Origin of the sequence: Planococcus glaciei, from assembly GCF_900099655.1 — a bacterium.
In the GTDB taxonomy this organism is placed as follows: Bacteria; Bacillota; Bacilli; order Bacillales_A; family Planococcaceae; genus Planococcus; species Planococcus glaciei.
This window is the reverse complement of record NZ_FNDC01000001.1, coordinates 515399-539405: the sequence shown is the minus strand read 5'-3', so window position 1 is coordinate 539405 and position 24007 is coordinate 515399. Positions and strand designations below refer to the sequence as shown.

The window sequence follows — 24007 nt, the reverse complement described above, 5'->3', positions numbered from 1 at the left end:
TTATCGTCTATAAAAAGGAATAAAAGGAGCGCGTTATGTTGAAAAATGAACAGGATATCGTGTCGGCCATCCAGCAGGATCGCCGGATGATAGAAATTCTGAAAGCCGTTAAAACTCTGGAATTGCCGGATTGGTGGGTATGTGCAGGATTTGTGCGCTCAAAAATATGGGACGACCTTCACGGCTACAGCGAACGGACGCCTTTGCCGGACATCGATGTCATTTATTTTGATGAAAACGCTACAGAAGAATCGGAAGAAACGAAATTTGAACAACAGCTGCGGGCACGGATGCCGGATCTCCCTTGGTCGGTCAAAAATCAGGCGCGTATGCACCGGATCAATGGCTTTGCACCTTACCTCTCTTCGGTTGATGCCATTTCAAAATTTCCGGAAACCGCAACGGCTCTGGGGGTGAAACTGGATACAGAAGAAGGGCTCGTATTAACGGCGCCCTGCGGCATACAAGATGTTTTGCGGATGATTGTGAAGCCGACGCCGCATTTCCAGACGAACGAGGAATTGGCGGCCATTTACGAAAGCCGCTTGCAGAAAAAAGACTGGAAAGCCAAATGGCCAAAAGTGAAAGTGCAGCCTTCAAAGCACCAAGCGCGGGAAAAGGGAGAAAAGCGGGGCGCAACAATAAAAACAGCAAGACTGGAGTTCCGGAAGTACCAGGACGAAGATTTTGATTTTCTCTGCTCTCTTTTAAGCGATCCGGAAGTGGTCCGCTTTATTGGAAACGGACGGACGCGCAGCCGGGAAGGGGCATTGGAATTTTTGTATTGGATTTATCGTTCATACCGCGAAAACCCCGAACTCGGGCTGCGGCTTCTGGTTCGCTCGGAAGACGATGTGCCGATCGGGCATGCGGGCCTCGTCAAACAAACCATTGAAGGCAGAGAAGAACTGGAGATCGGCTATTGGATCGCCAAGGATTACTGGGGGCAAGGCTATGCGGCGGAAGCGGCCGCCGCGCTCCGTGATTACGGCACGGAACAGCTTGGCAACAAGCGGTTGATTTCACTGATCCAGCCGGGAAATATCGGCTCCAGAAAAGTGGCCGAACGGACCGGACTGGCATTGGAGAAAGAAATTCGATTGTCCGGCAAGGACGTCTGCGTATACGCGCTGGAAACAACAACTATAGAAGAAACTCAGGAGGAAGAGAATGTTAAACAAACAAGGCTTTGATTTATGGGCAAACGATTACGATCAGACCGTGCAGATCAGTGAAGAAAATAACCAGTATCCGTTTGCAGGGTACAAAGAAATCCTCAATACGATTTTCAACGAAGCGATGCAAACGGAATGCTCGCATGTTCTCGACATCGGTTTCGGCACGGGCATACTTGCAAGCAGGCTGTACCAGGAAGGCCATCAGATCGACGGCGTGGACTTTTCCGCTGAGATGATTGCCATTGCCCAAGTAAAAATGCCGAAAGCGAAATTGATCGAAGGGGATATCGCAGAAGGTTTGCCGGCGGAATTGAAAGATGAAACTTACGATTCCATCATCAGCACTTATGCGCTCCATCACTTAACGGATGACGGAAAAGTGGAATTTATCCAGGAACTGCTGCCTTCATTGGCGGCTGGAGGCAGAATCTATATCGGTGATATCGCTTTTGAAACGCGCGGCCAATTGGAGCAGTGCCGAAAAGACAGTGCCGGTTATTGGGACCACGATGAATTTTATTTTGTTTATGAAGAAATCCGTGAAGCATTGAAAGGAATTTGCCGCTGCGAATTCTATCCGGTGTCGCATTGCGGCGGCGTGTTCGTGCTTTCGGTTTAAACGAAGGAGGCTGGAAAAATGGATCAGTTCATGGAACGGGCAGTGGAACTGTCACTGCAGAATGTCCGGGAAGGCGGCCAGCCGTTTGGAGCGGTTTTGGTCAAAGGCGGCGAAATCATAGCGGAAGGCGTCAACGAACTGCATAAAGTGCAGGACGTCAGCGGCCATGCGGAAATGCTCGCCATCCGGCGTGCCCAGCAGGAGTTGAACGTGGACAGCTTGGCGGGAAGCATCATGTATGCGAGCGGAGAGCCGTGCCCGATGTGTTTGAGTGCGATGTATCTGGCTGGAATCGAAACCGCTTATTACTGTGCTTCCCTTGAAGAAGCGGTACAGGCGGGGCTTGGCAAATCCAAAATTATTTACGAAGACCTGCAGAAACCTGCCTCAGAACGCCGTTTGTCGATGGCGCAGATGCCGCTGGCAGAAAACCAGGACAACCCGGTGGAACTGTGGATGCAGCGCAGCAATAAAGCATAAAGGATACGAGGAGCTTAGGCATGCCTAAGCTCTTTTCTTATGGATTCCAGCTGAAAAACGGCTTATGGATTTGTTGAGCCGGGAATAGAAAAGTAACAATTGAAGGAGGGGTTAAAGTGTCCCGCAATCACCAAAGACCCAAGAGACAGTTTTCAACAAAAAGAACCGACCCATATGGAGGCGCCATCATGCCGAAGAAACGCCAGGACATGAAGCTGGGTACTGACCGAACATCAAATGGCCATCTAATAGAGGAAAGCAATTTAGAAACTTGGCGGAAAAAAGCTGCCAAGCATCCAGTGCTGACGGCCTCAGCTATTGCTGGACTGGCTTCACTCCTTTGGAAAAACGCAACTAAATCGAAGCCTTGATTTGAAAAGGGATAAAGCTGCTTTCATCATGCAAAATCAGCATTTCCTGAAGGGGTAGATTTGTTGAAAGAAATGACTTGAGAGAAGTAAGGGATTCCCGAAAGAAGGGTTTGCAATCTGTTAAGCCGGGAAATACAAACCACAAAGGATCGACAGACGCGTGGATGCAGACTCCTAAAGAGGGGTTCTGGAATTTTTAAAAGGATGGGGTGGTCGTATGCCTAAGGAAAAAACGATGCAAAGTGAAATCGGAGGCTATCTTTCTACATTGCTGCGCACGCATTTCGGTAAAGGCCCGACATCGGCCTACGTGACGGTTGCCCGGCCATTTATCGCCATCCATCTCCGTGGATTTTTAGCGCCTACGGAAAGGATTCTCGTGGAACAGAAACAATTTAAACGGGTACTCGAAACACGCGACTTGCTAATGAATGAACTGAAGCAGGAAATCAAACTGAACTTATGGAAAATTGCAGAACTGGATGCCAAAGAAGTGTATGCAGACTGGCATCTGGAACAAAAAACCGGAATGATTATCGTGGTGCTGAACGAAGAAGAGGAGCAGGAAAACTGGCAATGGCCGGAAGATATAAAGGAAGAGGAATTTTATAGACAAGTGAAAATCGGCAGCATAGAAGCGCAAAAAGAACCGGATGAAACATCTATTTACTGGCTGAATGAACGGACCGTCTTAATTCGGCGTTTTGGCATTTTGCTTCAACTTGAAAAAGAACTGATAAAAAACGGTTTTGAAGAACAGCTGAAAATTGCTAAAAGGCCCGTGGAGTATAAAATAGTGGCAGAGTCGAATATACAGCCAACCTTGAACCGCAATATCCTGGAAACCTTTGTTGACTGGAACTTTGAAACTGACATTGGTTATATGGTGCTTATCCTGGAACCGCAAGAAAAGCAGCAGGAGCAGTAGGCCCGTTAAGCCTGAAAAGGAGTACCGAAATCGGCACTCCTTTTTCATATTATAGCCAAGGTGATTTTTAATCGATCAGAAGGGGAACTTCATGGCAATATGGGCATTTTACGTATGAATGAGTGTTTTCAAGATCTTTAATATAATCCTGCGAATCTGTAAACTCAACTGCATCTGAAGGAATACGGTCAACTCCACAATTGTCCAGTGAATAGCGCTGTTCATGGACATGCTTTTTATGATGGTCCACTACGTATTTCATTGAACTCTCCGCCCTTTCTTTGATGTAACTACAAAAAAGCCGAAAAGAATCCTGGGACTCTTTTCGGCGTTGTTTACAGCGCTAATGTCTGCCACATCCAACCAAATGGTAAATTCCTTTATTTTAAACCCGAGCAGCTGCTCGTGCCCTTCACTTGCTAAATCAGAAACGCTAATTGTTTTCCGATTGTCTGTACCATACCCGCTTATGCAAAAAGGCTAAACCTTCTTGGTCAAAACAGGCGGCAAAGGAATTCTGAAGATTGCCACTCCAGTTCGGCTTCTGATATAGTGAGGGTGAGGGCAGTATCCCAAGCGAACTGCACCGGCAAGGCCACACGAAGCAATTGAATAGTTCTGCCTTGATCTGAAAATGACAGGGACGGAGAAACCTACTTGATAAATTTCTGCCCGTCTGTCCAATTCAGGACAGACGGGCTTTTTTAGCCGGTTTTCCTCCCGGAAGGAGAGAAAGAAATGAAGAACACAGCCTCATTCATCAAGATGAAAACACAAAGTGAAAAAATCGCCATGCTTACTGCCTATGACTATCCCTCTGCCAAACTGGCAGAAGAATCAGGAGTGGATGTCATTCTGGTCGGGGACTCCCTTGGCATGGTCGTGCTGGGGTATGATTCGACAGTAAAAGTCACAGTGGAAGACATGATCCACCACGGAAAAGCGGTGCGGCGTGGAGCAAAAGATACGTTCATCGTAGTCGATATGCCGTTCGGTTCCTATCATGGAAGCTTGGACCGCAGCCTCCAGCAGGCCATGCGGATTTTCCAGGAAACCGGCGCTGAAGCCTTGAAACTGGAAGGCGCCGATGAAGTGCTGGATGTGATCCGTTTGCTGACGCGCACCGGCATTCCGGTAGTGGGCCATCTTGGATTAACGCCGCAGACGGCCGGCGTGCTCGGCGGCTATAAAGTTCAGGGGAAAACTGCGCATGCTGCCCAGAAACTGCTGGAAGATGCCAAAGCCTGCGAAGCTGCCGGTGCTTGCATGCTGGTCCTTGAGTGCATTCCTTATCAATTGGCACGCGAAGTGACAGCGGCCTTGTCGATTCCAGTGATCGGCATCGGGGCAGGGGCGGAAACGGATGGGCAAGTACTGGTTTATCACGACACCTTGAAATACGGCTCGCACCATCTGCCGAAGTTTGTGCGTTCTTATGCAGAAACTGGTGAAATCATGAAGAATGGCTTGAGCGCTTACGTAGATGAAGTGAAATCCGGTGCTTTCCCGGCAGAAGAACACCGTTTTACAATGAAAGAAGAGGAACTTCAGCAATTATACGGCGGCAAATAAAAGCTGAAATCGTATTTTCAAACCGGCGTGCCGTATTTGCTGGAACCTCAACAAGTCAAAACTCAAAACATCAAAAAGGCTGCTCCGGTGATTGACCGGGGCAGCCTTTAGGCTGTCGAGAAACATTCCATTCTCTAAGCCATTTCGCTCCAAGTGGACGCTTTCCGCGGGCACAGCTTCAGCCGCTTCCTTCGCGCTGCTCAGTCCAGGGTCTTCAGCTCGTGCTGTTCCCGCAGGAAACAAGACTGCGAAGCAGAATTGTTTGCGACGAAGCTAGAGCAGCGATGCAGGAGCACAATGTTTGCCCTCGCCACTTTCCGCTTCCTTCGGCTCACTCTTTTCATAAAGAATTGTTTTTATCAGAAAGAGTGGAAGAGTAGGCATGCTTTTTATTCACAGTTCACTGTCGATATGGAGCAAACCAGCGGAGACGCCTGCGGGAAAGCGAGACAGCCGAGACCCCGCAAGACGCGCAGCGGCTGAGGAGGCTTGGCGGATCGCCCGCGGCAAGCGCAGCTGGTTTGCGGAATATCGGAGATATTCTAAGTGGGATTTTTTCTATATCTTTCTCAACAAGCTGAAGGCTGCTCCGGTGATTGACCGGGGCAGCCTTTTTAAATTTATTGAATATAAGGTGCCGGGTTGACTGCGTTTGAACGCGCGCCGTTCCAAGAACCGATATGGATTTCAAAGTGAAGGTGAGGGCCGGTCGAACGGCCTGTGCTTCCGACTTCACCGATTTTCTGGCCTTGTGAAACTGCCTGGCCAACTGATGTTCCGACACGGCTCATATGTCCGTAGACAGTGGCATAAGAACGTCCGTTGATGGAATGCGTCAAAATGACAACATTTCCGTATCCGCCCATATAGCCGGCATACGATACGTATCCGCTTGCCGAAGCGCCGATTGGTGTGCCGGTAGGGGCTGCAATATCAAGCCCTAAATGGGATTCAGCTCCTGCTCCGATGTCACGTCCGCCGAAGCCCGATGAGTAACGGCCTGCAGAAGGTTTAATGAATGTAGAACTTCCGGCTTTAGGCATGGAAGCGTGAGAGACAGCTGAAACGGAACTTGAGCTAGCAGCTGCTTTAGCCGCTTGTGCTTTTCTGGCAGCGGCCGCTTCACGCTGGCGCTTCAATTCTGCTTCTCTTGCAATTTTTGCAAGGCGCGCCTGCTCCTTGGCAATCTGGCTTTCCAGTCCTGCACTGATGTTCATTTGTTTCTGATGTTCTTTTTCAAGTGCTGCTTTTTCGTTCGCCAAACGTTTCTGTTCCGCGTTCAATTCTTTTTCAAGCTGAGCCTGTTCTTTTTTCTGGCCGTCAAGCGAGTTTTTCAATCCGACAAGCTCCGCTTTCCGGACTTCCTGCTCTGCCAGTTTCTTTTCAACCTGTGCTTTTTGCTCCGCCAGCAATTTTTTGTCTGCGGCTTGTTCGCGCATGATTTCACGATCCGCTTCGATTAAGGTATTGACTGCTGAAAAGCGGTCGATAAAATCAATGAAGCTGTTGGCACCAAGCAAGACATCTATGTAATCTACAGATCCGCCGCTCAATTGAATCGCGCGTGCGCGTTCCTGAAGCAAAGCGTTTCTTTCATCAATTTTGCGCTGCAATTCAGTGATCGAAGCCTGCAAAGCGTCAATTTCGGCTTTCGTTTGGTCGATTTGAGCCTGTACATCGCTGATTTTGTTTTGTGTTTCCTGAATTTTGCTGTCCAGTTCGAAAATTTTTCTGGCGATTTCTTCAAGTTTCGAATCGTTTTGAGAAATCTCGTTTGCTTTTTGCTGAATTCCTGAGTTCAATTCGCCTTGTTTCTGCTCGACTTGCTGTTTCTTGTTTTCCAAGTCGCTTAGCTTATCAGCGCTTGCTTCAGGAATTGAAATTGATAAAGCCAATATTGCTGCGATGGCAGCGAGTACCCATTTTGATAATTTGTTCACGTTGCTTTTCCCCTTCCAATTATCTGCGGCGTATGCCTTTTCTTCCTATAAAATCTTCGAAAAGATGTATGTAAATAATCCGTAAGGACAATGTCCTTAAAAAAACCGACAAAGGTATTGTACCATCATAAAAAACTATTTTTTATTACAGTTTTGTATCAAATGGTTTAAAGGGAGTAATATTTGGGAACAAGGAAAATTTAGATAATTGAGCGAAAAAACAGAAAAAAACCTTTGCTATTGAAAACGGCAAAGGTTTTTGTGAAATAATTTAATTATTATTGTTCTTCTTTTTCTTCCGTCCGCACAATCAAAACATCGCATTTAGCGGCGCGCACAATGCGTTCGGAGACGCTTCCCATGAAGATGCGTTCAGCGGAGTTGGTGCCGGTGGCTCCACAGATGATCAAATCGATGTTGAAGCGGCGAACCAGATCAACAGGGATCAGTGTTTTCGGAGAACCGACTTCGATGACGATATTTACATCAGGCACGCCAGCTGCAACAGCTCTCGCCTGGTAGTCTGCCAACAATTTTTCTGCATATTTTTTAGATTCCTCGACAAATTCACGGCCGTAGGATTCGATCGTTCCAAAAGATTGGTTATCAATGACACTTGTTAAGTATAAGACCGCTTTGTTTCGTGCAGCAATGCCAACGGATTTCTTAAAAGCCAGTTCGGCTTGTTTGGAACCGTCGACCGCCACCAAAATCTGTTTGTATAACATAGTCATAGCAGCTTCCTCCTTCTCTATACTAGTTAATTTCGGTAAGCGGATAAACAGTTCCTTCTTTTCCTGAAATTTTTAAGGCAGATTTGTCCAATTTATGGAGGAGAGGGAAAATACAACAGCTAATGAAGAGCGGATATGGTACGATATTAATCAATAAAATGCAGAAATTAAAGGCATAATCGAGGTGATTGTATGGTCAAGAAAACACCGGGTGCAGAAATATCTTCAGAGCTGAAAGAATTGCTGTCCATCCGCCATTTAACGAAAGAGTATAAAAAAGGAGCGTACCTGTTTCGGGAAGGCGATTCCGTCAAAGGCATCTACCTCCTCCGCTCCGGAAAAGTGCAGATCGGCAAAGTGACGCCGGAAGGACGGGAATTGACCTTGCGGATTTGCGGTCCGGGTCAATTGGTGGGAGAAGTCACGGTTTTTTCAGAGCATCCGCTTTATATGCTCGATGCCAAAGCGCTTGAAGATGTCAGCTGCATCAAAATCGCCATACAGGACCTGGAAGATGCATTGCTTGAAAATGCGCGGCTGGCTGCCGCTTTTATGAAGTGGATGGGCATTGACCAGCAGAAAACCCAGACAAAATTCCGGGACCTGATGCTTCACGGCAAAAAAGGGGCGCTGTACTCTACGCTGATCCGTTTGTGCAATAGCCATGGCTTGGAAAAAGGCGACGCCATCTTGATTGACTTGGTTCTGACCAATCAGGATTTGGCGAACTTCTGCGGCATGACACGGGAAGTGGTGAACCGGATGCTGAGTGACTTGAAAAAAGAAGGGAAACTTTCGGTGGTGGATGGGAAGCTGCTGGTCCGGGATCTCCGCCATTTAAAAGAGGAAATCAATTGTGAAAACTGCCCCATTTCTTTCTGCAGAATCGACTGAACAGGCCAAGAAAAAGGCAGTTGGGCGTAAAGCCGGCTAAGATGGGCATATAAAAGAAGAGATGGGCATAATGATCCCGAACTTGGGCATAAAGTGAAGAAGCTGACCGGAAAAAGTCCGGTGCGGCTTCTTTTTTTTGTCTAAAAATTGACAAGAACTATAAAAAATCACACAGGTGTGAGAAAAGTCACACTGCCTTATGTTGGAAAAGATTACTCTGTACTCAAGAGATGAACAATAAGAGGTGAGGGAAATGAGCAAAAAAACCGAGGAACACGGAGTCGACTTGAGAGGGACGCTGATCAGTGTATTTTTTGTCGGGATTGTCATTATTGCCATGTGGGTGGCTGTGTATTTAATGTATGTCGCAAGATAAGCGGAATCGCTTAATCCAAGTGGAAAAAAAGGAGTAGATCAAGATGCATCTTCATAAATATGAAAAAATTTGGCTGGCCTTCGGGGTAGCGGCACTGGTGGTGTTTTTAAGCGTTGTCGGCGTCAGCGCATTTTCACATGACCATACACCGGCAGGCGGGATGGAAACAATCGATCCGAAGAAAGTGAACGAAACGGCGCCTTTTGACAAACCGGGCGTGACGCAGCTCGATGACAACACCTACCAAGTCGCAGTGGTCTCGATGGCATTCGGCTACAACGCACCGGAGCTGAAAGTGCCAGCCGGAAAAGAAATCATTTTTAAAGTGACCAGCACCGATGTGGTCCACAGTTTTACGATTGATAACACGAAAGTCAATTTGATGGTCGTGCCCGGCCAGATTACAACCAAATCCTATACATTCGAAAAGCCCGGCAAGTATTTGATTCTTTGCAACGAGTACTGCGGTACGGGACACCATTTGATGTACAACGAAATAGAGGTGTATTAACATGATTGCTGCAAAAGACCGAAAAATTGCATTATGGAATATCGGCGTCGCGTATACGGCTTTTTTGATCGGCACGTTATGCGGATTGCTTCAAGTATTTATCCGGAATGACGCTTTGCAGTTGCCTGCATGGCTTGATTACTACCAGATTTTAACCGCTCACGGCGTGCTTCTAGCTCTTATTTATACAGCATTTTTCATTTTTGGATTTTTTGTTACCGGTATGAGCAAAACGCTTGGAACATTTGGCCCGAAAGTCTGGCTGTTTTCCTGGATCGGTTTCTGGGTAACACTGGCCGGTACAGTACTCGCTACGATTATGATCGTTTCCGGAGAAGCATCGGTTCTTTATACATTTTATGCACCGCTGAAAGCAAGCGGCTGGTATTATGTCGGATTGGCGCTTTATGTCGTCGGTACATGGATCAGCAGTTTCGCGTTGATCGCCCATTACTTGGTATGGCGCAAAGCGCATAAAGGCGAAATGAGTCCGCTGTTCGCGTTCATGACAATTGCCACGCTTGTGTTGTGGCTGATCGCTTGCCTGGGCGTTGTGGCAACGGTTCTGTTCCAATACATCCCTTGGGCATTCGGCTGGACCGACACCATCAACGTTGAACTGAGCCGCTCCCTGTTCTGGTATTTCGGACATCCGCTCGTGTACTTCTGGCTGCTGCCGGCATACATGGCTTGGTATTTGATCGTACCGAAACTGCTTGGCGTAAAAGTATTCAGTGATTCTTTGGCCCGTTTGTCCTTTGTCTTGTTTATCCTGTTCTCGATTCCGGTCGGCTTCCACCACCAATTGACCGAACCCGGCATTTCGAACTTCTGGAAATTCCTGCAGGTTGTGCTGACGTTCATGGTAATCGTCCCGTCGCTTATGACCGCTTTCTCGATGTTCGCTACTTTTGAAACATCCGGACGCAAAAAAGGCGCGAAAGGCTTGTTCGGCTGGTTTGCCATGCTGCCCTGGAAAGATGTCCGCTTTACGTCGATTTTCATCGCGATGGCGTTCTTCATTCCCGGCGGCGCCGGTGGGATCATCAATGCAAGTTTCCAATTGAACGAAGTCGTCCACAATACGCTTTGGATTGTTGGACATTTCCACATCACGGTCGGTACGCCGGTTGCGATGACGTTCATGGGCATGACGTTCTGGCTGATTCCGTATTTGACCGGCCGTAAGTTCACCAAATCGATGCAGACGCTCGGCTTTGTCCAAATCATCACCTGGTCCATCGGCATGCTCTTGATGTCAACAGCGCAGCACGTACTGGGCCTACTCGGAGCGCCGCGCCGGACCGCTTATTCTTCTTACAACAACCATCCGGCCGCACTGGAATGGTTTGACGGCATCCTGACCAGCCACGTAACGATGGCAATTGGGGGAAGCATCCTGTTCATATCCGCTATGATGCTGATGTATATCGTGGTCATGACCATGTTCCTGTCGCCGAAAGCGGAAAAACCGGAAGACATCGTCGAGTTTCCGCTGGCCGACAGCGACAGAGAAAGCTCACCGAAGTTTTTGGAGAACTGGAAAATCTGGATTGGCATTGCATTTGCGTTGATTTTGATCGCTTATGCGATTCCGCTCAGCAGCATGATTCAGCACGCACCGCCTGGCTCAGAAGGACTTAAAACTTGGTAGGAGATGATAAACATGTTCACGATGGTCTTATCTTTAATGGTAATCTTCACCGTATTCACAGCAATGCTGGTTGAAGTGTCCACAACAGAAGAGTAAAAACCAACAAGCTTTCTTCCCGCAGCAAACGGGAAGAAAGCTTGTTTTGTTTGGCCCGGTTGGTCTGGAAGTTGTATTCTGTTGGAATGTTCTTTATATTTTAAGGGACAGACGAGAAAATGGGGCATGGATGATGACATTAATTGATTGGATTTTCACATTGATCGGAGCAGTTTGGATCGCTGAGTTTCTGCTGTTCCGGAACCGCGGGACTGCGAGCGATCCAGTTGAAAGAGGTTCATTTTACCGAATCTTGGCGGTTTTGCTTGGAACGATTCTGGCGGCCATTTTGCTGCAGGAAATGCAAGGCGAAGAAATTGCACCCGTTCTCAAGGTTATTGGCACAATTCTATTTGCCGCGGGCGTCTTTTTCCGATTTTGGGGAATCCTGCACTTGAAATCGCAATTCACTCGCCATGTGACGGTACGCGAAGGTGATGAAATCGTCAGCACAGGACCTTACCGGAAACTGCGGCATCCGCTTTATACCGGCCTTTTTTTCATCGCCCTCGGCATGCCGCTCTATTTTACCAGCCCGATTGCGGCAGTTGCAGGCGGAGCGTTGATGGTATGGGCACTTTTGAAGCGGATCGACTACGAGGAAAAACTCTTGATCGAGAAATTTGGTGTGCAGTATAAAGAGTGGATGAAAGAGCGTGCGCGGCTGATTCCGTTTCTTTATTAGAATCAGCAGTCCGTATATTTCCCCTTTTCGCTCAAACAGCGGAGAAGGGGTATTTTTTCATAAAATTTCTTGCTTGTTTGGAAGAGTCGGCAAAGGAGTGACATGGGTTGGCAATAAAATTGGAGAAAGCGCAATTGGAGGATATATACCGGCTTTTTAATATGCAGTACACGGCTTTTTTGCCGTTGCTTGAAAAATACCGGGATTACAATACCAGTCCGGCAAATGAATCAATCGACAAATTTGCTGAACGCCTGATCCGGCCCGACAGCATGTTCTTTAAAATCATCGAAGATGGCCAGCTATGCGGCGCCATACGTGTGCATTGGAAAGAAGAGGGCCGCTTCTGGGTCAGCCCTTTGTTTATTCATCCCGATTGCCAGGGGCGCGGAATCGCCTCAAAAGCACTGGCATTGGCGGAAGAACAGTTTCCGGAAGCTGTGAGCTGGGAACTTGCGACGATCCTGGAAGAAGAAGGCAATTGCCGGCTGTACGAAAAAGCGGGCTACGTCTGGACTGGCACAAAACAGCAATTAAATGAAAAAGCGACGCTTGGTTATTTTAAAAAACTGCTGAAGGAAGTGGAACGATGAACTATGCCATCAAGCCGCTGGAAGGGTTTACGGAAAAAATCGGGGAACTGGCTTTTATGCTTGAACACTCACGCAGCGTCACACTGAATGATGTAAAAGATCTTCAAATGGGCGAATTGGATGACATAGAAGAGGCCGGCGGCAATTCAATCGGCGCGCTGCTTGCCCATATCGCAGCCATCGAGAAAGTGCATCAGCTGATTTCATTTGAAGACCGGGACTTTACCGAAGAGGAATGGCAGCAATGGGGAGCGGCGATTGAACTGGGGGAAGAGGCGCGTTCAGAATTCAAAGGGAGAACTTTGGCTGATTATTTAACCGGACTGGAACAGCTCCGGTCCACGACGCTCGACAAGCTTCGGACAAAAGAAGACAGCTGGCTTTACGAAGAGCGCTATTGGCCGAACGGTGTACCGTACAATAACTACTATCTCTGGTTTCACGTCATGGAGGATGAAATCAGCCATCGGGGCCAAATCCGGGCCATCAAGCGGCGATTGCGGAAAGGGTGAAGGGGATGGAAGAGGAGCTTTCAACACACCGGTTTTACCTAAGGGAATTTGAAAAAGGGGATTGGCCGGCTGTCCATCGGTACGCTGCACTCGAAGCCGTCAGCCGCTATCAGCCGTGGGGGCCCAATACAGAAGAAGAAAGTCGGACTTATGTCGAGCAATTGCTGGAACACGCGGCGAAAGCCGACAGGACTCAGTTTGCTTATGCAATAGTTTGGAAAGAAAACGGCCAGCTGATCGGTGCAGGGGAACTGTTTCTTCAGGATGCGGCGAACCGTGTCGGGGAAATCGGCTATATCCTCCATCCGGATTACTGGGGAAAAGGAATTGCGACAGAAGTGGCGGAATTGCTGATTGGCTACGGATTCAGCAAACAGGGCCTCCACCGGATTTTTGCCACATGCGATCCGGCAAATGCCGGATCAAAAAAAGTGCTGCAAAAAACGGGCATGATGTGGGAAGGGACGCTCCGGGAAAATCTGCGCATGAAAGACGGCTGGCGGGATTCGCTGATTTATGGAGTGCTGGAACAGGAATGGCAAAGCAGATCGGCTTCTTCCTGTCTGGGCGAATAAAACCCACCCATCCTCCATCCGGAGAAAAAAGTTCACTCTTACTGCCAGATGTGATAAGCTTTATGTCATCGCGCTATAACAGGGCAACAGTACGGGAGTGATAACATGCCTAAAAAAGATAAAGCAAAAAGCGGAATTGGACGGGGAACCGGCAAAAAAGGCTGGACGCGCTGGCAAACAGGCGCTAAGAAAGCGAAAAATGCCAAGCCATATACGAGCAAAAACAAAAAAGCGAACGATCTAAAGAACAGCCAGCCGAAAGATGAAGGATCAGGCTGGGTTGACGTAGATTGATGGAAGACAAGCTGCCGAGAGAGGCAGCTTTTTTTGTGCAAAAAAATAAAACGGAGGTTCAAGCAGATTAATTTACATCGTACACGATTTAGTTTAATGTAAATCGTGTACGATACAAACATATTGGAGGAATGAATGATGAAAGCACTTTACGAAACTACAGTTATTAATACAGGCGGCAGACAAGGGGAAGTTTTTTCAGAAGACAATATCTTCTACATGGACGTAGCAAAACCACAGGCACTTGGCGGCGAAGCGACAACAGCGACCAATCCGGAGCAACTATTTGCAGCAGGCTATAGTTCTTGCTTTAACAGCGCATTGGAATTGGTATTGGAACATGATAAAGTGAAAGTGGAAAAAAGCGAAGTCAAAGCGACAATTTCTCTCATCGGCGACAAAGAAAATGGCGGCGTTAAATTAGCGGCCAAACTGGAAGTAACAATTACCGGCATTGACGATGAGCTGAAACACAAATACGTGGAAAAAGCGCATAACTACTGCCCGTACTCCAAAGCAGTCAAAAATTCCATTGATGTAGAAATTGTCGTTATCTAAATAGATAATGGATGTGGTTGAAATGGATCAGCTGTCGAAACTGGATCAGCAATTATGTTTTGAAGTTTATAAAGCATCAAGCAATTTCACAAAGATGTATGCACGGGTGCTCGAACCGTTCAATCTGACCTTCACACAGTACCTGGTGCTGCTTGTGTTATGGGAAGAAGATCATTTATTGATGAAAGACATCGGAGAAAGGCTTGGGCTCGGGACTGGAACGCTCAATCCAATCATCAACCGGATGATGGAACGCGGACGGCTTGTCAAAGAACAATCGCCTGGCGACAAGCGTGCTTTCATCATTTCGCTGACAGAAAAAGCGAAGAGGGAGCATCAGCCGATTGAACAGGCGGTCGCAGAAAAACTGATCGATTGCAATTTTATAGACGTCAACGCCATCACGCTGATGAAAAACCTGAAAGAACTGAACGCTTTTTTCAGCGAAATGGATTTGTAGAATGGCAAAGCCAAGAAAAGGAGTGATGTGCAATGGGAATTTATGATTTAACGGTAACGGATGCAAACGGAAAAACCTACCCCATGAGCGAATACCAGGGCAAAGCGATGCTGATTGTCAACACGGCGACCAAATGCGGACTCAGCGATCAATTCGATAGCCTTGAAAATTTGTACAAAACATATAAAGACCAAGGCCTTGTAGTTCTTGGTTTTCCATCTGATCAGTTTGCACAGGAACTGGCAAATGCAAAAGAAGCGGAAGAGGCATGCCGGATGAGCTACGGCGTCACGTTCCCGATGCACGACATCATCAAAGTCAACGGCAAAGAAGCGCATCCGCTGTTTAAATACTTAACCGACAACACCAAAGGGCTCCTTGGCAGCAGCATTAAATGGAACTTCACAAAATTCCTCATCGATGGAGAAGGCAACATCGTCGGCCGTTATTCGCCAAAGGACAAACCCGAATCATTCGAGAAAGAAATCCAAAAAGTATTGGCGAAATAAATAGGGAACAGCCCATTAACGCCCCGGAGCAATCGATGCTCCGGGGTGTTTTTTATGAAGTGCTGGCAGAATGGCATTTTTTGTCCAGCCAAGTTGAAACGGCATCCGCCGTTTCGTCCGGTTCATCCCATTGCAGCATGTGGCCTGCATGTTCAATTCTCCGGATGCTTACATCTTCTATGGCTTCCTGCAGCTGTGCAATCCCCAAAGCCTGGGCATCCTCCAGCTCTTTCGGTGAATCCGGATAAATCAGCAGCAAAGGTGCCTGGATAAAAGGATATACGCTGGTAAAGGGCTCCTGGAAAAACGCACGGATGATTGACAGCACCGTAAATTTAGACACCCGCAATTCAAATTCATCTTTTTCATTCCGGTGAAAAATCGTTTGAATAGATGTTTCTATATCGCTGTCCCATTTTTTGGCGTATGGCCTGTATTCTGTTGCAACAGCGGGCCAATTTCGGAACCATGTCCGGTTATCCATATAATCGTTCCAGCCGGAAAGCGCATAATCGAATGTCATTTCGGGCTGGTTCTGCGGAAACGTAAAGCCGCCGTCCAGCAAGACGACTCCGAGCACCTGGTCCGGATAATGCCGGGCAAAATGCAAAGCAAGGTCCGCCCCCCAGGAATGCCCCATGACAAAAAACGGCTTCTCTGTTAGCTGATCCAAAACCCGCTTGAACCAAAGGGCCAGGTTTGAAAAGAGATAATCTTCTTCCCGGTCAAGAGCTGCTGATTTTCCGTGTCCGGGACTGTCCAGTACAAGGAGCTGGTACCGTTCTTCCAACCGCGGAATCAATTTGCCGAAACTGTACAAGCCACTGCCCGCCAGTCCGTGGAAACAGACCAGGAGCGGCTTGCTGTTATCGCCGTAATGCAGGTAGCTCACTTCTTTCCCTTCAACCTGCAGTTTCATGTTTGCCATTTTATTGTCCTCCATCTCCACCACCGTTTCTTCTTCTTTAATTTCGCGCTTTTTGCAGCCAATCCTGCCTTCGAAAATAAAAAGGGTTTTCGCCTCAAAAAGAAGAAAAGATAAAGATGAGTGAAACCAAGGAGAAGCAAAAAAGACTGAAAAGAATTTAATACACAGGTGAAGATAAGGGAAGGCGGATTCGCATGACGGAACAGGAATTTTACGACAAAGTCGGCAAAACGAACGGCTGGGATTTCAGCTCGGTCCGCTGCATTGTAGAAGGGACAGGTTGGGATTTTTACAGAGAAGTGGCAAACAGGGCAAAACCTTCCGATATTCTACTGGACATCGGTACAGGCGGAGGGGAAAAAGTGCTGGAAATCGCCGACTCTTATTCTCTAATTGTCGGAATCGACAATTCCAAAGAAATGATCAATACTGCCCGCACCAATCTGGCAAACTCACAGGTTTCGAATGTCCGGTTTTTCGAGCTGCCAGCAGAACACCTGAGATTTCCGGAAGGCTTTTTCGACTTGGCATCAAGCCGGCATTGTTCATTTGACGCTTTAGAGCTTGCCAAGGTCTTGAAAAAGGGAGGCTGTTTTTTGACGCAGCAAGTCAGTGAAGGCGACAAGCTGAATTTGAAGAAGGCATTCGGCCGTGGCCAGAGCTTTGGGGAAAAGGACGGATCCTTGAAAGAGGCCTACATACAAAAACTGAAGGCAGCGGGCTTTTCAAAAGTAGAGGCGTTTGAGTACGATGCGGATGAATACTACGAAACACCGGAAGACTTGATTTTCCTGTTGACCCATACGCCGATTATTCCGGATTTCGGCGAGAAGCCGGATGATTTAGCAGTGCTGAATGGATTTATTGAAGAGAACAGACAAGAACAAGGCATCCGCACCAATTCAAAGCGGTTTCTGCTAATAGCAAAACGGTAGTGGGAACCGGTAAAGAAAAAAGGAGAAGTTTGATGAAGACAATCACAAAAGGGCGATTTCCCTATCATACAGTCGAACCGGCGAATGGAAAAAATGCAAGATTGACGGTCATTTTCTACCACGGCTGGGGGACGACTGCTGAAAGCTACTTGGAATTTGCCGAAACTTTGGCCGGGGAAGGGTATACTGTCGTTTTGCCTGAGCTTCCTTATCATGACTCGCGAAATCCGTTGGCCAATCCTTTCTATCCAACAATTTTGCAAGAATATTTTTGGAAAACGATTTTTGAAAGCATCGATGAATTCGACGAATTTCTGAGAGCACTCGAAATTCCGGCGAGCCAATTGATTGTGGCCGGCAGTTCTATGGGCGGCTTTATCGCGGCGGGCATCGGGGCGCAGCAAAACCAATTGGGCGGAGTGGCAAGCATCAATGGTTCAGGAGCGTTTCTCCTGACAGAACAGCTTTTGAGAAAAAGGGATCAGCGGCTGGCTTTATCACCCGAAGAAGAGCAGCAATGGAAAAAATACGACCCGGCAAAGTCGGCGCGGTGTCCGGCACCTTTGCTGCTGCTTCACGGAAAAGAGGATCCAGTCATTCCAGTCGAAGGGCAGATGGCTTATTATGAGTGCCGAGTTAAAAAGTACGGACCCCAACATACAAAGATGATTTTATACGACGGTGTCGGCCATCAGTTTACGGATGAAATGGCCGCTGCTTTTATAGAATGGCTCAACGGCTTGCAGCAAAGTCCATTAACAGTGGAAGAACTTATTTCCCCTTTTATTTCCCGGGAAATAAAGAGCCTGCTGGGCTACGCCGCGTCGTCCGCCCAGGCAGAGAAGGCATATGAGGGATATATGGCGGCCGCCAATCACCGGCTGTACGGATTTAAAATTCAAGAAGGTATTATCGGATGTATCGGTGTTCATTTGGAAGAGGGTCAGCTGGAAATCAGACACATTGCCGTATCTCCTGAAGCGAGAGGACAGGGGATCGGCGGCCGAATGATTGAGTGGATTCAAGCGGAACACTCCCCTTACATCATAGTAGTGGAGACGGACCGTGAAGCCGTGGGATTCTACCGGAAAGCAGGCTTTACAGCGATCAGCCTTGGAGAGAAGTACCCGGGCGTCGAACGCTTCCGGTGCGAAAGGAAAAAAGCGGATCATGAGAAATTCTAATAAACTGCCAAGAATGAATCAGCATGGAAAATGGCGGCTGGAGCTGGCGCAAAATTTAAGCAAACAACTGTCGGATTTCAGCGGAGTGCATGCGGTTGCTGCCGGCGGTTCGGTAGCGAGAGGATACGCCGATGCCTATTCGGATTTGGAATTGCTTGTTTACTGGAATCATCAGCCTGATGCCGAAACCCGGCTTGCAGTTTTCAACTGTTTGAATGCAGAGCGCCGGTATCCAAAAATGGATGTGGGCTATGACAGCGCCTATCTGATTGACGGGTTTCCTGTCGATGTGTGGCATAGAACCATGGAACAGGAAGAGGCGGCTGCAGACAAGGTGCTGAACGGTTTCAGCACGGATCTCGATGCCGGCAATGTGCTGGATACGATACGGTTTGCCATTCCACTCTATGGAGTGGATTATCTAGAACAGATCAAAGAGTGTGTTGAACAATATCCCGATGGACTGGCGGTGGAATTTCTCAAAAGATTTCTGCCGCATTTTCATCTTCGGCAGTTGTTGTATGCAGCGAGGCGGGACAATCCGACGGCATTCTACAGCATTTTAAACTCCATTCTGGACGGCTTGTTCGTTGTCCTTCTTGCGATGAACCGGTCTTATTTTCCGACTTACAAATGGTTCTACAAACGCCTTGCCGAATTGCCGGTGGTGCCGGAACAAATCGATTTCCGGCTGCGTCAACTATATGTGGAACCGCCGCTTTCTGCTGTGAAGCAATTAAAAGCGATATTGGAAGAAACGGTAGCACTCGCAGAGCGCCTGTATCCGCAGGTGGATACCGCTTTTGTCCGCTATGGGCTGGAACAGCCGATTCCGCAGTCATACAAAAACGCCTTTACTCTTGGAGTAAAGGCGCCGGGGGATTCGCAATAGCGGATGGTTCTTCTTGCTGCACATTTTTCTTTACCGGAGGATGGGCTGCCAATGCGGCCAGAATCCCGATTGCCGGAAACAGCATGATGCCCCACAAGATTTCAGCGTAGCCATGGAAATGGTCGAACGCGATGCCGAGCGGCAATGGTCCAAGAGCCGATCCGGTAACAATCATGGCCATAGAAATGCCGCTGATGCTGCCGATATGCTTGCGGCCGAAATAGTTGGGCCAGACCACAGCCATGACGATCCGCTCGATGCCCATGCTGACGCCCCAAACTATCCCGAACAGGATTGCGACGGAAAAGCTGGAAGCGTTTTGCAATAAAAGCAACGAAGCGATTTCGCCGGCAAAAACAAGAGCGAGCATGTATTGCACTTTTACTTTCTCGAGAACGATTCCCGCAAGAAACGTCACCGGAAGGCCGATCAGTGCGGTTAAGCTCAATACACTGGCAGCCGCTTCACGGGACAGTGATTTCTCTGAGAAAATCGACAGCAAATGGAACGTCAGGCCGGTATTGACGATGCCGGGAATGATGGCACAGACCAGCAGCAGCCAAAATGACCGGGTAGCCGCTGCTTCTTTAACGGTCCAGCTAACTTCTTTCATTGCGGGATTGCTTGTGCCTTCTTTTGCGGCACTGCCGTTATCCGGAAGCAAGCCCATGTCTTCAGGAGAGTTTTGGATCAGGAAAAAAGCAAGCGGGGTAAAGCAGACAACGACAATGGCGCCAAGGATAAGCCAGGAAGCCCGCCAGCCGAAAGCATCGATGAGCCAGACGTTCATCAGCGGGAAAGCGGCCGAACTGACTAGCCCGCCGATGGCAGCGATGCTGATGGCGCGCCCTCTTTTTTTAACAAACCATTGCGGAATCAATGAACTTGAAATCAGGCCCATCGAGCCTTGGCCAAGCAGCCGGATAAAAAAGAAACCGATAAACAGCATGGCGAGGCTCGTGACGAAGCTGTTGAAAAAACAAGCGATTGCCAGGGCAAAAGAGACAATGACGGCCATCTTTCTTGAACCGTTGCGGTCAATGAGCCGCCCGATAAAGAACAGCAGAAAGCCTGCTGCCAAAGTGGCGCTGGAATAGATAGCGGAAACCGTTGAACGGCTCCAGCCGAATTCGTCTATATAATAATCGATAAAAATCGCATTGGAATAAGTTTGTCCGGGGCCAGAGAAAAACTGGGATAAAGCCGCTAAGGCAATGATTACCCAGCCGTAGTGGAAAGAATAACCTGTCTGGTGTTTCATCGTGCATCTCCATTTTTTATAAGATTAACTAAGCTATGTAAACTTTTTATCAAATAATTATTTTAAAATCACAATTTAATATCATAGCACGATTTAGATTTAATGAAAGAAGAAAGTATTCGATGAGAAAAAATAAAAGGATTCAGAAAGTTGGTATTTTCATATAACAGTTAACAGACAGCTTTTAAAATCTTTTTAGTCTTTCCTCTTTTTTTAATAAGCTGTGTAAATGGCCGAAAAAAGTGTATGATTAAACTGGTAAAAAATTTAAGCATTAGGCAAAAAAAGTTTGGAAAGTTTTTTCATTCAGATTGGTCGTTTTTACTGCTTATTTGGTTTAATTTATAAAGAACAATAATTATTTGAGGTTAAAGGAGAAAAAGAACATGCAGTTATGGGAATTATTTGTGGCAATGATATTGGGAATTGTTGAAGGCTTGACGGAATTCGCGCCGGTCTCGTCGACAGGCCACATGATCATCGTGGATGATATTTGGCTGAATTCAAAAGAACTTTACACAGAGCCGGTCGCGAACACATTCAAAGTCGTCATTCAGCTGGGGTCTATCCTCGCTGTCGTCATCGTTTTCAAAGACCGTTTCAAAGATTTGCTCGGGTTGAACCGAAAAGAGACAGCTGGCAAAAAGCAGCGGCTCAGCTTAACAAAAGTAATTGTCGGATTGATCCCGGCCGGAGTTCTCGGCTTGTTGTTCGAAGATTACATAGATGAATATTTGTTTTCTGTAGAAACGGTCATCATCGGCCTTGTTCTTGGAGCGATTCTGATGCTGATCGCCGACTACGTCACCAAGAAAAAACCGCATATCGACACAGTTGACCAGATGACCTACAAGCAGGCATTCGGAATGGGGCTGTTCCAGTGTCTCGGCCTCTGGCCAGGATTCTCGCGTTCCGGTTCAACAATTGCCGGCGGGGTTTTGCTGAGAATGAGCCACCACTCGGCGGCTGACTTCACGTTCATCATGGCGGTGCCGATCATGCTGGGTGCCAGCGGCCTGTCACTGTTGAAAAACTGGGAGTACTTCACGATGGATGCCCTTCCGTTCTTTATCGTCGGTTTCATCAGTGCCTTTGTCGTGGCGCTCGTCGTCGTCAAGTTCTTCTTGAAATTGATCGACAAAATCAAATTGGTGCCTTTTGCGATTTACCGAATCGTCCTTGCGGCATTGATTTATATCGTTTATCTGTAAATGCCGATGCACTGCAGCCATCTGCTGTTCCGGAACCCCGATTTTCTCCAAGAGAAGATCGGGGTTTTTATGTGAAAAATAAAAGAGGAACTAGTTAGCTGTTTTGGCTGCTTCCTTTAACGGGAATATCTTTTTATTGAAAATTCTATCAATTTTAGATTCACTTGTTTTATAATTTATGTAAACAGCAGTTGAAGAAACGAGCAGCAATGAAAAAAGCTTTTAGAAAAATCAATGCGTCCCTACATCCTGAAGCTCATCACAAAACGGGCCTATTTTTGGTGCAATAAAAAACGTACAGGGAGGTTATTGCATGTCTACAGTTTCTCGCACTGAAAACTCAGTACCTGCTCCGCCAAAAACGTTTACTGGAAAAGCCAAATTAGTCGGACCGGGATTTGTAACCGCGGCAACCGGCGTCGGGACCGGCGATTTGATTGCGGCTCTTGTGGCCGGCGCGGCTTTTGGCATGACGCTCGGATGGGCGATTCTGCTCGGGTCGTTGTTCAAGTTTTACTTTACCGAAGGAATGGGGCGATGGCAGCTTGCCACAGGACAGTCGATTTTGGAAGGCTGGCATTCACTCGGAAAATGGGCGACCGGCTATTTCGGCATCTACTCCATCATTTGGGGATTCAGTTACGGAGCCGCCGCCATGTCGACAAGCGCCATCATGATGGTCACCATGTTCCCGATTATGCCGCTCTGGGCATGGGCGGTGATACACGGATTGGCGGGGCTGGCTTTGGTGATGCTCGGGCATTATCAACTCTTTGAAAAAGTAATGACTTTCATGGTGGGCCTCATGTTTATTACGGTGGTGGGTTCTGCAGTGATCCTTCTGCCGGATATCGGCAACATTGTAAGCGGCTTTGTCCCACGGACCGGCGGAAGTTCGCTGCTGCTGGTTTTAGGCCTGCTCGGCGGTGTGGGAGGAACAATTACGATGGCGTCCTACGGCTACTGGATCCGCGAAAAAAATTGGGAGGGCAAATCCTGGATCCCGATGATGCGCATGGACTCTGCTACGGGCTACATCATTACAGCAATTTTCACCTTATCGCTTTTGGTCGTCGGAGCGGAATTCTTATTCGGCACCGGCATTGAAATCAACGGCGAGGAAGGGCTGGTGTCGCTCTCGAATCTGTACAGCGATGAATTTGGTTCTTTTGCCCGCTGGCTGTTTTTAATCGGCGCCTGGTCAGCCGCTTTTTCTTCGTTATTGGGTGTTTGGAACGGAGTGCCGTATCTGTTTGCGGATTTTGTCCGGATGGTGCGAAAAAAAGGGGCGCATTCCGATAGAAAAGTTTCGAAAAAAGACTTTGCGTACCGTGCGTATCTGCTTTGGCTGACATTCCCGCCCATGCTGCTGCTGTTTTTCGGCCAGCCAGTCCTGCTCGTTATTTTATACGGAGCGCTCGGTGCGCTGTTCATGCCGTTTCTGGCTATCAGCCTAATGCTTTTGCTCAATTCCAAACGGGTGGACCGGGAATTCCGGAACGGATGGATCACAAATACCGTTTTAACTGCATGTGTCGTCGTTTTTGTTTATCTCGGAGCCGTTGAGCTGATGAAATTGCTTTAACGGCCATCAGCAGCTGCACCTTTAGAACGGCGAAGTCCGCAAGCCGATGCTTGCGGGCTTTTGTATTTTTGGACTGCATTCTTGGCTTGTAAAAGAAAAAGATCTGGTTTATAGTTTATAGATACAGTATTTAGTAAATTGTATAAAAAACAACACTATATATAGTAAAACCAATAACAATGGTGCCTGAAAAGGCTTAATAGGGAATCCGCTGAAAACCGGAGCTGTACCCGCAACTGTAAGTGCTGACGAACTATGGCAATCCACTGTCCAACGGACGGGAAGGACATAGTGTAGGAAGACGCACGAGCCAGGAGACCTGCCATCGTTATAAGTTAATGACCTTCTCCGGGAGCTGGGAGGTATAACGAAGGTACTCTGCGCGGTGCAGCGGCTTTTTGCCGGTTTCCGCCTGATTATTTACGTTTATCCGACCCATCCTCTCGCTTGAGAAGATGGGTTTTTTATATGC

At 47.7% G+C, this 24007-nt stretch carries 28 protein-coding genes, 1 pseudogene and 1 riboswitch; of the genes and pseudogenes, 24 read left to right on the top strand and 5 right to left on the bottom strand.

Annotated features, from left to right (window positions below):
• Positions 1 to 35 precede the first annotated feature (35 nt).
• The 6 genes and pseudogenes from BLQ32_RS19565 to BLQ32_RS02645 all read left to right on the top strand — a co-directional run.
• Positions 36 to 590, top strand: a pseudogene (locus tag BLQ32_RS19565) (nucleotidyltransferase family protein); the annotation flags it as partial.
• Positions 582 to 1193 carry a GNAT family N-acetyltransferase gene (locus BLQ32_RS19560; protein ID WP_244890310.1) on the top strand — a complete coding sequence of 204 codons (612 nt, stop codon included), beginning with the start codon at positions 582 to 584 and terminating at the stop codon, positions 1191 to 1193. The pseudogene BLQ32_RS19565 and the gene BLQ32_RS19560, both read left to right, overlap by 9 nt.
• Positions 1171 to 1797, top strand: coding sequence for a class I SAM-dependent methyltransferase (locus tag BLQ32_RS02660; protein WP_074508986.1), 627 nt, complete (start codon positions 1171 to 1173; stop codon positions 1795 to 1797). Before BLQ32_RS19560 ends, BLQ32_RS02660 begins: the two co-directional genes overlap by 23 nt.
• An 18-nt stretch (positions 1798 to 1815) precedes the next feature.
• Positions 1816 to 2277: a nucleoside deaminase gene (locus BLQ32_RS02655; protein WP_074508985.1), complete on the top strand. Its 462-nt coding sequence runs from the start codon at positions 1816 to 1818 to the stop codon at positions 2275 to 2277.
• Positions 2278 to 2465: 188 nt separating this feature from the next.
• Complete coding sequence (locus tag BLQ32_RS02650; RefSeq protein WP_139150484.1) at positions 2466 to 2648, top strand: hypothetical protein; 183 nt, start codon at positions 2466 to 2468, stop codon at positions 2646 to 2648.
• 217 nt (positions 2649 to 2865) lie between these two features.
• The gene (locus BLQ32_RS02645) at positions 2866 to 3576 is read left to right on the top strand and encodes a Na-translocating system protein MpsC family protein (RefSeq protein WP_074508983.1); all 711 of its coding nucleotides are present in this window, start codon (positions 2866 to 2868) and stop codon (positions 3574 to 3576) included.
• A 67-nt stretch (positions 3577 to 3643) separates the two neighbouring features.
• On the opposite strand, the gene BLQ32_RS19660 is transcribed toward BLQ32_RS02645, so the two are convergent.
• Complete coding sequence (locus tag BLQ32_RS19660) at positions 3644 to 3838, bottom strand: hypothetical protein (RefSeq protein ID WP_074508982.1); 195 nt, start codon at positions 3836 to 3838, stop codon at positions 3644 to 3646.
• 476 nt (positions 3839 to 4314) lie between these two features.
• On the opposite strand from BLQ32_RS19660, the gene panB reads away from it, so the two are divergent.
• Positions 4315 to 5148, top strand: coding sequence for a 3-methyl-2-oxobutanoate hydroxymethyltransferase (gene panB, locus BLQ32_RS02635; RefSeq protein ID WP_053166666.1), 834 nt, complete (start codon positions 4315 to 4317; stop codon positions 5146 to 5148).
• Between the two features lie 620 nt (positions 5149 to 5768).
• Here the strand turns inward: panB and BLQ32_RS02620 are convergent.
• Both BLQ32_RS02620 and BLQ32_RS02615 read right to left on the bottom strand, forming a co-directional pair.
• Positions 5769 to 7088 (bottom strand): murein hydrolase activator EnvC family protein, encoded by a 1320-nt coding sequence (locus BLQ32_RS02620; RefSeq protein ID WP_074508979.1) that lies wholly within the window; start codon positions 7086 to 7088, stop codon positions 5769 to 5771.
• Positions 7089 to 7366: 278 nt separating this feature from the next.
• A complete protein-coding gene (locus BLQ32_RS02615; protein ID WP_036811216.1) occupies positions 7367 to 7822 on the bottom strand; it encodes a universal stress protein in 456 nt (151 codons plus the stop codon).
• A 192-nt stretch (positions 7823 to 8014) separates the two neighbouring features.
• On the opposite strand from BLQ32_RS02615, the gene BLQ32_RS02610 reads away from it, so the two are divergent.
• The 12 genes from BLQ32_RS02610 to BLQ32_RS02555 all read left to right on the top strand — a co-directional run bounded on the left by BLQ32_RS02610 (position 8015) and on the right by BLQ32_RS02555 (position 15539).
• A complete protein-coding gene (locus BLQ32_RS02610) occupies positions 8015 to 8716 on the top strand; it encodes a Crp/Fnr family transcriptional regulator (protein ID WP_051413905.1) in 702 nt (233 codons plus the stop codon).
• A gap of 253 nt (positions 8717 to 8969) precedes the next feature.
• Entirely contained in the window at positions 8970 to 9092 is a 123-nt protein-coding gene (locus tag BLQ32_RS02605; protein ID WP_036811219.1) for a hypothetical protein, read from the top strand.
• 43 nt (positions 9093 to 9135) lie between these two features.
• Positions 9136 to 9603 carry a cytochrome c oxidase subunit II gene (locus tag BLQ32_RS02600; protein ID WP_074508978.1) on the top strand — a complete coding sequence of 156 codons (468 nt, stop codon included), beginning with the start codon at positions 9136 to 9138 and terminating at the stop codon, positions 9601 to 9603.
• Between the two features lies 1 nt (position 9604).
• Entirely contained in the window at positions 9605 to 11257 is a 1653-nt protein-coding gene (locus tag BLQ32_RS02595; RefSeq protein ID WP_074508977.1) for a b(o/a)3-type cytochrome-c oxidase subunit 1, read from the top strand.
• Between the two features lie 226 nt (positions 11258 to 11483).
• Positions 11484 to 12038, top strand: a complete 555-nt coding sequence (locus BLQ32_RS02590) for a methyltransferase family protein (protein ID WP_244890306.1) — start codon at positions 11484 to 11486, stop codon at positions 12036 to 12038.
• A 107-nt stretch (positions 12039 to 12145) separates the two neighbouring features.
• Positions 12146 to 12631, top strand: coding sequence for a GNAT family N-acetyltransferase (locus BLQ32_RS02585; RefSeq protein WP_074508975.1), 486 nt, complete (start codon positions 12146 to 12148; stop codon positions 12629 to 12631).
• The gene (locus BLQ32_RS02580) at positions 12628 to 13143 is read left to right on the top strand and encodes a DinB family protein (protein ID WP_074508974.1); all 516 of its coding nucleotides are present in this window, start codon (positions 12628 to 12630) and stop codon (positions 13141 to 13143) included. The genes BLQ32_RS02585 and BLQ32_RS02580 overlap by 4 nt, the downstream gene beginning before the upstream one ends.
• A 5-nt stretch (positions 13144 to 13148) precedes the next feature.
• Positions 13149 to 13718 (top strand): GNAT family N-acetyltransferase, encoded by a 570-nt coding sequence (locus BLQ32_RS02575; protein WP_074508973.1) that lies wholly within the window; start codon positions 13149 to 13151, stop codon positions 13716 to 13718.
• A gap of 105 nt (positions 13719 to 13823) precedes the next feature.
• Positions 13824 to 14012: a DUF3934 domain-containing protein gene (locus tag BLQ32_RS20180; RefSeq protein WP_074508972.1), complete on the top strand. Its 189-nt coding sequence runs from the start codon at positions 13824 to 13826 to the stop codon at positions 14010 to 14012.
• 135 nt (positions 14013 to 14147) lie between these two features.
• Complete coding sequence (locus tag BLQ32_RS02565; protein WP_224074439.1) at positions 14148 to 14570, top strand: organic hydroperoxide resistance protein; 423 nt, start codon at positions 14148 to 14150, stop codon at positions 14568 to 14570.
• 22 nt (positions 14571 to 14592) lie between these two features.
• The gene (locus BLQ32_RS02560) at positions 14593 to 15030 is read left to right on the top strand and encodes a MarR family winged helix-turn-helix transcriptional regulator (protein ID WP_074508971.1); all 438 of its coding nucleotides are present in this window, start codon (positions 14593 to 14595) and stop codon (positions 15028 to 15030) included.
• A gap of 32 nt (positions 15031 to 15062) precedes the next feature.
• Complete coding sequence (locus BLQ32_RS02555) at positions 15063 to 15539, top strand: glutathione peroxidase (RefSeq protein WP_036811249.1); 477 nt, start codon at positions 15063 to 15065, stop codon at positions 15537 to 15539.
• A 52-nt stretch (positions 15540 to 15591) separates the two neighbouring features.
• On the opposite strand, the gene BLQ32_RS02550 is transcribed toward BLQ32_RS02555, so the two are convergent.
• Entirely contained in the window at positions 15592 to 16467 is an 876-nt protein-coding gene (locus BLQ32_RS02550; RefSeq protein WP_074508970.1) for an alpha/beta fold hydrolase, read from the bottom strand.
• A gap of 194 nt (positions 16468 to 16661) precedes the next feature.
• Between BLQ32_RS02550 and BLQ32_RS02545 the strand changes: the two genes are divergently transcribed.
• From BLQ32_RS02545 to BLQ32_RS02530, 3 genes are read left to right on the top strand one after another with little or no spacing between them, the layout of a single operon-like run.
• Positions 16662 to 17402: a class I SAM-dependent methyltransferase gene (locus BLQ32_RS02545; RefSeq protein ID WP_074508969.1), complete on the top strand. Its 741-nt coding sequence runs from the start codon at positions 16662 to 16664 to the stop codon at positions 17400 to 17402.
• A gap of 32 nt (positions 17403 to 17434) precedes the next feature.
• The gene (locus BLQ32_RS19780; protein WP_175557060.1) at positions 17435 to 18586 is read left to right on the top strand and encodes a GNAT family N-acetyltransferase; all 1152 of its coding nucleotides are present in this window, start codon (positions 17435 to 17437) and stop codon (positions 18584 to 18586) included.
• Positions 18573 to 19478, top strand: a complete 906-nt coding sequence (locus tag BLQ32_RS02530) for a nucleotidyltransferase domain-containing protein (RefSeq protein ID WP_074508968.1) — start codon at positions 18573 to 18575, stop codon at positions 19476 to 19478. Before BLQ32_RS19780 ends, BLQ32_RS02530 begins: the two co-directional genes overlap by 14 nt.
• On the opposite strand, the gene BLQ32_RS02525 is transcribed toward BLQ32_RS02530, so the two are convergent.
• A complete protein-coding gene (locus tag BLQ32_RS02525) occupies positions 19441 to 20739 on the bottom strand; it encodes an MFS transporter (protein WP_074508967.1) in 1299 nt (432 codons plus the stop codon). The genes BLQ32_RS02530 and BLQ32_RS02525 overlap by 38 nt on opposite strands.
• A gap of 386 nt (positions 20740 to 21125) precedes the next feature.
• Here BLQ32_RS02525 and BLQ32_RS02520 point away from each other — a divergent pair, with 386 nt between their 5' ends.
• Together BLQ32_RS02520 and BLQ32_RS02515 are read left to right on the top strand one after the other, a co-directional pair.
• Positions 21126 to 21950 carry an undecaprenyl-diphosphate phosphatase gene (locus tag BLQ32_RS02520; RefSeq protein ID WP_053166584.1) on the top strand — a complete coding sequence of 275 codons (825 nt, stop codon included), beginning with the start codon at positions 21126 to 21128 and terminating at the stop codon, positions 21948 to 21950.
• A gap of 313 nt (positions 21951 to 22263) precedes the next feature.
• Positions 22264 to 23535, top strand: coding sequence for an Nramp family divalent metal transporter (locus BLQ32_RS02515; RefSeq protein WP_074508966.1), 1272 nt, complete (start codon positions 22264 to 22266; stop codon positions 23533 to 23535).
• Between the two features lie 163 nt (positions 23536 to 23698).
• Positions 23699 to 23876, top strand: a riboswitch (cobalamin riboswitch).
• Positions 23877 to 24007: the final 131 nt, after the last annotated feature.

Bases quoted from the DNA above. Each gene is read 5' to 3' on its own strand.
- BLQ32_RS02660 (WP_074508986.1), top strand. From the start codon at position 1,171: ATGTTAAACAAACAAGGCTTTGATTTATGGGCAAACGATTACGATCAG.
- BLQ32_RS02655 (WP_074508985.1), top strand. From the start codon at position 1,816: ATGGATCAGTTCATGGAACGGGCAGTGGAACTGTCACTGCAGAATGTC.
- BLQ32_RS02650 (WP_139150484.1), top strand. From the start codon at position 2,466: ATGCCGAAGAAACGCCAGGACATGAAGCTGGGTACTGACCGAACATCA.
- BLQ32_RS02645 (WP_074508983.1), top strand. From the start codon at position 2,866: ATGCCTAAGGAAAAAACGATGCAAAGTGAAATCGGAGGCTATCTTTCT.
- BLQ32_RS19660 (WP_074508982.1), bottom strand. From the start codon at position 3,838: ATGAAATACGTAGTGGACCATCATAAAAAGCATGTCCATGAACAGCGC.
- panB (WP_053166666.1), top strand. From the start codon at position 4,315: ATGAAGAACACAGCCTCATTCATCAAGATGAAAACACAAAGTGAAAAA.
- BLQ32_RS02615 (WP_036811216.1), bottom strand. From the start codon at position 7,822: ATGACTATGTTATACAAACAGATTTTGGTGGCGGTCGACGGTTCCAAA.
- BLQ32_RS02610 (WP_051413905.1), top strand. From the start codon at position 8,015: ATGGTCAAGAAAACACCGGGTGCAGAAATATCTTCAGAGCTGAAAGAA.
- BLQ32_RS02605 (WP_036811219.1), top strand. From the start codon at position 8,970: ATGAGCAAAAAAACCGAGGAACACGGAGTCGACTTGAGAGGGACGCTG.
- BLQ32_RS02600 (WP_074508978.1), top strand. From the start codon at position 9,136: ATGCATCTTCATAAATATGAAAAAATTTGGCTGGCCTTCGGGGTAGCG.
- BLQ32_RS02595 (WP_074508977.1), top strand. From the start codon at position 9,605: ATGATTGCTGCAAAAGACCGAAAAATTGCATTATGGAATATCGGCGTC.
- BLQ32_RS02590 (WP_244890306.1), top strand. From the start codon at position 11,484: ATGATGACATTAATTGATTGGATTTTCACATTGATCGGAGCAGTTTGG.
- BLQ32_RS02580 (WP_074508974.1), top strand. From the start codon at position 12,628: ATGAACTATGCCATCAAGCCGCTGGAAGGGTTTACGGAAAAAATCGGG.
- BLQ32_RS02575 (WP_074508973.1), top strand. From the start codon at position 13,149: ATGGAAGAGGAGCTTTCAACACACCGGTTTTACCTAAGGGAATTTGAA.
- BLQ32_RS20180 (WP_074508972.1), top strand. From the start codon at position 13,824: ATGCCTAAAAAAGATAAAGCAAAAAGCGGAATTGGACGGGGAACCGGC.
- BLQ32_RS02565 (WP_224074439.1), top strand. From the start codon at position 14,148: ATGATGAAAGCACTTTACGAAACTACAGTTATTAATACAGGCGGCAGA.
- BLQ32_RS02560 (WP_074508971.1), top strand. From the start codon at position 14,593: ATGGATCAGCTGTCGAAACTGGATCAGCAATTATGTTTTGAAGTTTAT.
- BLQ32_RS02555 (WP_036811249.1), top strand. From the start codon at position 15,063: ATGGGAATTTATGATTTAACGGTAACGGATGCAAACGGAAAAACCTAC.
- BLQ32_RS02550 (WP_074508970.1), bottom strand. From the start codon at position 16,467: ATGGCAAACATGAAACTGCAGGTTGAAGGGAAAGAAGTGAGCTACCTG.
- BLQ32_RS02545 (WP_074508969.1), top strand. From the start codon at position 16,662: ATGACGGAACAGGAATTTTACGACAAAGTCGGCAAAACGAACGGCTGG.
- BLQ32_RS19780 (WP_175557060.1), top strand. From the start codon at position 17,435: ATGAAGACAATCACAAAAGGGCGATTTCCCTATCATACAGTCGAACCG.
- BLQ32_RS02530 (WP_074508968.1), top strand. From the start codon at position 18,573: ATGAGAAATTCTAATAAACTGCCAAGAATGAATCAGCATGGAAAATGG.
- BLQ32_RS02525 (WP_074508967.1), bottom strand. From the start codon at position 20,739: ATGAAACACCAGACAGGTTATTCTTTCCACTACGGCTGGGTAATCATT.
- BLQ32_RS02520 (WP_053166584.1), top strand. From the start codon at position 21,126: ATGCAGTTATGGGAATTATTTGTGGCAATGATATTGGGAATTGTTGAA.
- BLQ32_RS02515 (WP_074508966.1), top strand. From the start codon at position 22,264: ATGTCTACAGTTTCTCGCACTGAAAACTCAGTACCTGCTCCGCCAAAA.